Annotated in this window: 6 protein-coding genes and 1 pseudogene; 4 read left to right on the top strand and 3 right to left on the bottom strand. The window is 73.9% G+C overall.

From position 1 onward, the window contains the following. Positions 1 to 306: 306 nt before the first annotated feature. Entirely contained in the window at positions 307 to 1,383 is a 1,077-nt protein-coding gene (locus tag HUX53_RS42500; protein WP_176403320.1) for an LAGLIDADG family homing endonuclease, read from the top strand. Between the two features lie 18 nt (positions 1,384 to 1,401). Here HUX53_RS42500 and HUX53_RS12380 read toward each other — a convergent pair whose 3' ends face one another. From HUX53_RS12380 to HUX53_RS12370, 3 genes are read right to left on the bottom strand one after another with little or no spacing between them, the layout of a single operon-like run. Then, positions 1,402 to 2,346 (bottom strand): S1C family serine protease, encoded by a 945-nt coding sequence (locus tag HUX53_RS12380; RefSeq protein ID WP_176403319.1) that lies wholly within the window; start codon positions 2,344 to 2,346, stop codon positions 1,402 to 1,404. 16 nt (positions 2,347 to 2,362) lie between these two features. Further along, complete coding sequence (locus HUX53_RS12375) at positions 2,363 to 2,914, bottom strand: GNAT family N-acetyltransferase (RefSeq protein WP_176403318.1); 552 nt, start codon at positions 2,912 to 2,914, stop codon at positions 2,363 to 2,365. Positions 2,915 to 2,958: 44 nt separating this feature from the next. Then, positions 2,959 to 3,759 (bottom strand): SDR family NAD(P)-dependent oxidoreductase, encoded by an 801-nt coding sequence (locus HUX53_RS12370; protein ID WP_176403317.1) that lies wholly within the window; start codon positions 3,757 to 3,759, stop codon positions 2,959 to 2,961. 60 nt (positions 3,760 to 3,819) lie between these two features. Here HUX53_RS12370 and HUX53_RS12365 point away from each other — a divergent pair, with 60 nt between their 5' ends. The 3 genes and pseudogenes from HUX53_RS12365 to HUX53_RS12355 all read left to right on the top strand — a co-directional run. After that, positions 3,820 to 4,545 carry a spermidine synthase gene (locus HUX53_RS12365; protein WP_176403316.1) on the top strand — a complete coding sequence of 242 codons (726 nt, stop codon included), beginning with the start codon at positions 3,820 to 3,822 and terminating at the stop codon, positions 4,543 to 4,545. A gap of 117 nt (positions 4,546 to 4,662) precedes the next feature. Beyond that, complete coding sequence (locus HUX53_RS12360; RefSeq protein WP_176403315.1) at positions 4,663 to 5,250, top strand: biotin transporter BioY; 588 nt, start codon at positions 4,663 to 4,665, stop codon at positions 5,248 to 5,250. Positions 5,251 to 5,432: 182 nt separating this feature from the next. Then, positions 5,433 to 5,789, top strand: a pseudogene (locus HUX53_RS12355) (isochorismate synthase); the annotation flags it as partial.

The following is a 5,789-nucleotide window of genomic DNA, read 5'->3' as shown; positions in this document are numbered from 1 at the left end:
CGCCGCGTGCGGCATCCCCGCGTTCGGCGAGCGCGCCCGCCGACACCCCTGCCGTCACCGCCGCCACCACTGCCCGAACCCTGGATCGCGTAGCCATAGCGGCCCATTGTTACGCACCCGTTGCCATGCTCGGGCCAGAACACCAACGCCATGTAATCCCCCACCGTCCCATTTCCCCCGGTCCCCGCCTTGCGATCTTCGAACACACGCTCAATACTCTCCGTGTCGAAGTGAATCGTCAGCGTGTTCGAGGGAGGGGTCGTGCACACAGGATCCGGGGAGCCCGACGGGACCGGCGGAGCCCCCGTGCCCGGCGATCAGGGACTCGACGGGCGCACGCCGATCCTCATGGCGGACGGCCGCACAAGGCCCCTGCACTCGCTGCGTCCCGGCGACCGGGTCTACGGAACCCGGCTGGAGGGCCGCTACCGGCGGTACGTGATCACAGAGGTCGTTCGGCATCGGGAAGTGTTCAGCACCGCGTTCCTGGTGGCACTGGAGGACGGCACGCGGCTCACACTCGGCGGGGATCAGCGCATGCTCAGCGACCGCGGCTGGAAGCACGTCACCGGGGCCGAACAGGGCGCCCGGAGACGGCCGCACCTCACCACCGGCAACAGCCTGATGGGTGTCGGTCATTTCGCCGCACATCCCGAGCGGGACCGCGACTACCGTAAAGGCTACCTTTGCGGAATGGTGCGCGGGGATGGCACGATCGGCCATTATCCGCAGGGCCGGCCCGGCAGGCCCTACGCCGTCGTACATCTCTTTCGGCTGGCGTTGGCCGATCTCGAAGCGCTGCAGAGGAGCCGGCGCTACCTCGACGGCTTCGGCGTTCACACCCGGGAGTTCACCTTTTCCGAGGCCACCGGGCGGAGGCGGCGGATGGACGCCATCCGCGCCCACAGCGGGGCCGCCGTCGGGCAGGTCGAGGTCCTGATCAAGTGGCCCGCGCTGGTGCTGCGGGAGGAGTGGCGGAAGGGTTTCCTGGCCGGAATATTCGATGCGGAGGGTTCTTGCAGCAGGGGGATCCTGCGGATATCGAATTCCGATCAGCAGATTCTGCGCATGACGGAAGGCTGCCTGCGCCATTTCGGCTTCCGCTCGGTGCGCGAGGAGCCGCGGACGCCCGCCAACCTGCCGGTGTCGGTGATCCGACTCGATGGAGGCCTCCGTGAACGGATGCGGTTCTTCCACTCCATCGACCCGGCCATCACCCGGAAGATGTCCATCGCAGGCATGGCCATGAAGGGCGACGCCCCACTCAAGATCGCGTCGGTCGTCCCGCTGGGGCTCAAGGCCATCCTGTACACCGCCGTCACCGGTACGGGCGACGTCATCGCCGACGGCGTCGTCGCGGGCGCGTCCCCGCAGCGGCCGTAGCACTGCGGGGCGCGGGGGTCAGGCTGGTTCGGGGTTCAGTTCGGTCGGCTCGGCGATGACGTCGACCATGGCGCCGTTGCGCAGGACGGTGATGGGGAGCGGGCGGCCGATGGCGTCGGCGAACATCAGCCGCTGCAGGGACTGGGCGTGCGAGACGGGGGCGCCGCCGGCGGTGAGGACCAGGTCGCCGCGGCGCAGCCCGGCGCGGTCGGCGGGGCTGCCGGGCACGACCTCGGCGACGCGCAGCGCGTCGTCCTGCCCGGTGCGCTCCCGCAGCTGCGCCGGGACGGGGACGGGCGCGGCGGCCAGCCCGAGGAACGCGCGGCGGACGCGGCCGTCGCGGATCAGCGCGGCGATGATGCGGCGCGTCGTGGCGTTGATCGGGACGGCCAGGCCCAGCCCGATCCCGGCGACGGCGGTCGCGACGCCGACGACGCGGCCGGACGAGTCGGCGAGCGCGCCCCCGGAATTGCCCGGGCTCAGTGCGGCGTCGGTCTGGATGACGTCCTCGATGACGCGGACCGCGGTACCGGTGCGGGTGGGCTGCGACGCCGGCAGCGACCGGCCGAGCGCCGACACCACCCCGGCGGTGACCGACCCGGCCAGGCCGAGCGGGTTGCCGACGGCGACGACGAGCTGCCCGACGACCAGCGCGTCGGCGTCGCCGAGGGTGACCGGGTCTGGGACGGGCCCGTCGGCGCGCACCACGGCCAGGTCCGACAGGGGGTCGGTGCCGACGACGGCGACGTCGGCGACCGCGCCGCCGGCGAACGCGGCGTGCCCGGACGAGGCGCGGCCCACGACGTGGGCGTTGGTCAGCAGGAACCCGTCGCCGGTGAACGCCACGGCCGAACCGGAGCCCTCGCCGCGGCCGTGCCGGACGCGCAGCGCCGCCACGCGCGGGGTCAGCTCCCGCGCCACGGCCGACACCACGCGGGAGTAGGCGTCCAGCGGCTCTTCCATGGCACCTCCCGGATGATTACATCGTTACACCGTAACCATCGGAGGGGAAGGGGTGTTCCCCGTCACTCCGCAGAAGGCTGTACAGCACCTCATCGTGGTACCGGCCGCCCAGGAAACTCCACCCGCGCATCACACCCTCGCGGGTGAACTCCGCCTTCTCCAGCGCGCGCTGCTCGGCGGCGTTGTCCACGTCGGTCTCGGCCTGGATCCGGTGCGCGGTCGTGTGCGCGAACAGGTACTCCGCCAGCAACCGCTGCGCGCGGGTCCCCGCACCCCGGCCGCGCGCCTCGGGCATCAGCGTGATCCCGATGCTCCAGCACCACGACCGCGCCGTCGTCGTCACCCGCCGGTAGGACACCAGCCCGAGCCGGTCCGCGCCCGCGACGACCAGCAGGTTCCCGGTGTCCTCGCCGAGCATCCCGTCGGCCTCCCAGCGCCGCCGGAACCGCCGCGGATCGAACCACCCCTCCCACAGGAACGGCCCCGCCAGCCCCGGGTCGGTGCGGAGCCGCTCGATGAACGGCAGATCGTCCTCGGCGACGGGCCGCAGCCGCACACGATCGTCCACGGACGCCACCGTAGAGCGGCGCGGCCCGCCCGCACCACCCGGTTTCAGCGCAGGGTGGAAAGACCCCCGTCGACGTGCAGGACCTGCCCGGTCACATACGACGCGCGGTCCGACAGCAGGAACACCGCCACGTCGGCGACCTCCCACGCGGTCCCCTGCCGATGCATCGGGATCAGGCGCGCCACCTGGTCGCGGGAGGCGTTGCCGGACGAGGCGTCCCGCCCCATCACCGTGTCGATCAGGCCCGGCGCCACCACGTTCGCGCGGACCCCGCGCGGCGCGCCCTCCGCCGCGATGTGCCGCACCAGCCCCGTCAACCCCGCCTTGGACGCGTCATAGGACGGCGACCGCGACCCCGGCTTCGTCCCGGCGAGCGACCCGATGAACACCAGCGACCCGCCGGCGTCCAGCGTCGGCATCGCGGCCTTGCCGACCAGGAACGGCGCCCGCAGGTTCACGTGCAGGACGCGGTCCCAGTCGGCCAGCGCCGTCCCCGCCAGCCCGTACCCGATCCCGATCCCGGCGTTGAACACCACCCCGTCCAGCCCGCGCAGCCCCTCCGCCGCCTGCGTCACCACGCGGTCGCACGACGCCGGGTCCGTCACGTCCGCGACCACCGTGCACGCCCGCCCGCCCTCCGCCGCGATCATCTCGGCGGTCTCCCCCGCGGCGTCCCCGTCGACGTCCGCGCACGCCACCATCGCGCCCTCCCGCGCGGCGGTCACCGCGATCGCGCGGCCGTTGCCGACCGGGGCGGCGGGATCGTCGCTGGGCCGCGTCCCCGCGCCGACGACCAGGATCCGGCGCCCGGCCAGCAGGCCGCCGGGCGAAGCAGGTTCGGGCATGACCGGCACCGTAGCCGACACCGCCCCGCCCCAGCCAGAGGGGCGGCTAAGGTGCGGGGCATGGGAACCGCCGCGGCCGGGGAACCGGTGGTCGTCGAGCGCGCCGCCGGCGTCGGCGGCGAACTCGTGCTGCGCCGCGCCGGCGCCGACTACGAGATCATCAGCAACGGCGTGTTCCTCATGGACACCCGCAACGGCGAATCCGAGCGGCTCCTGGTCCGCGCCGCGGTACGGGGACTCAACGGGCAGGGACTGGACGGGCCCGTGCGGCTGCTCATCGGCGGGCTCGGCGTCGGGTTCTCCCTCGCCGAGGCCCTCACCCTGCCCGCCGTGACGCACGTCACCGTCGTCGAACGCGAACCCGCCGTCATCGCCTGGCACGCCGCGCACCTGCGGCCCTGGTCGCGCGGCGCGCTCGCCGACCCCCGCGTCACCGTCCGCCGCGCCGACCTCCTCGACGCCGTCGCCGACCCCGCCGCCGGCCGCTTCGACGCCCTGTGCCTGGACATCGACAACGGCCCCGACTGGACCGTCACCCCCGGCAACGCCCGCCTCTACGCCCCCGCCGGCCTGGACCTGCTCACCCGGCTGCTCACCCGGCTGCTCACCCGGCTGCTCACCCGGCTGCTCACCCCGCGCGGCGTCCTCGCGGTGTGGAGCGCCGGCGCCGCACCCGCCTTCGAAGCACTGCTGCGCGCCCGGTTCGGACGGGTGGACGCCCGGCCCGTGCCGGTGCCGCGCGGCGAACCCGACGTCATCTACCTCGCCGCGGACCCGGCCCGGTGACCGGCCCGGTGACCGGCCCCTACAAAGCGGGGCGGGCCGTTTCTGTAGCCCACCTGATCCACCCCCGACTGCCCGTTCGCTAGGTTTCGACCTGACAAAACCTTTTTGGGAGGATCTGTGGCTACTGCCCACGCAACCCAGCGGCGCCCCGCCGTCCTGGGCGACCTGCTGCCCGGTTCCCTGGCCCGCGACGCCGCCCTCGTGCTCGGCGCCGCCGCGTTCGTCGGCGTCGCCGCGCAGATCGCCGTCCCGCTGCCCGGCACCCCGGTCCCCGTCACCGGGCAGACCTTCGCCGTGCTGCTCGCCGGCGCCGCCCTCGGCACCGGCCGCGCCGCCCTCGGCATGCTCGTCTACCTGCTCGCCGGCATGGCCGGCGTCCCCTGGTTCACCGACGGCACCTCCGGCGCCGGGTTCCCCACCCTCGGCTACGTCATCGGGTTCGTCGCAGCCGCCGCCGTCGTCGGCGGCCTCGCCCAGCGCGGCGGCGACCGCACCCCGCTGCGCACCGTCGGCACCATGCTCATCGGCACCGCCATCATGTACGCCGCCGGCGTCCCCTACCTGATGGCCGCCCTGCACGTCGACCTCGCCAAGGCCGTCGACCTCGGCATGACGCCGTTCCTGGCCGGCGACGCCCTCAAGGTGCTGCTGGCCGCCGGGCTGCTGCCCGCCGCCTGGAAGCTCACCGGCGCCGCCCGCCGCTGACCCCCCGGGAACCGCTCGCGTCCGTCCCGTCCCCGCGCATGGGGACGGGACGGACGGGCATACGCCCCCATGCGGGACACCCGCGAACCCGACCGCGGCACGCCCGCATGTGATCCACACCTCACCACCCGCCCCCGCCCCGCCCGTTTGAACAGGTTCAAATCTGGCGTACAGTGGCCCGTGTGAAGCTCGCCGTGACAGCACCGGACCGACTCACCGTCCGCACCGTCCCGGTCCCCGACCCGGGCGACCTCATCGCGCGGCTCCCGCACCCCTCCGCACTCGCCTGGATCCGCCACGGCGAAGGCATCGTCGGCTGGGGCGAGGCCGCCCGCCTCACCCTCCCCGGCGGCCACGACCGCTTCACCGAAGCCGCCCGCCTCCTGCGCGACCTGTTCGGCGCCGCCGCCGTCGACGACCCCGTCACCGTCCCCGGCTCCGGGCCCGTCGCCTTCGGCTCCTTCGGCTTCGACCCCAAATCCCCCGACTCCACCCTCATCGTCCCCCGCCGCATCCTCGGCCGCCGCGACGGCCGCGCC

This window comes from Actinomadura sp. BRA 177 (assembly GCF_013372625.1).
In the GTDB taxonomy this organism is placed as follows: domain Bacteria; phylum Actinomycetota; class Actinomycetes; order Streptosporangiales; family Streptosporangiaceae; genus Spirillospora.
Note: the sequence above shows the minus strand (reverse complement) of the source record. Positions and strands in the feature narration are given on the sequence as shown.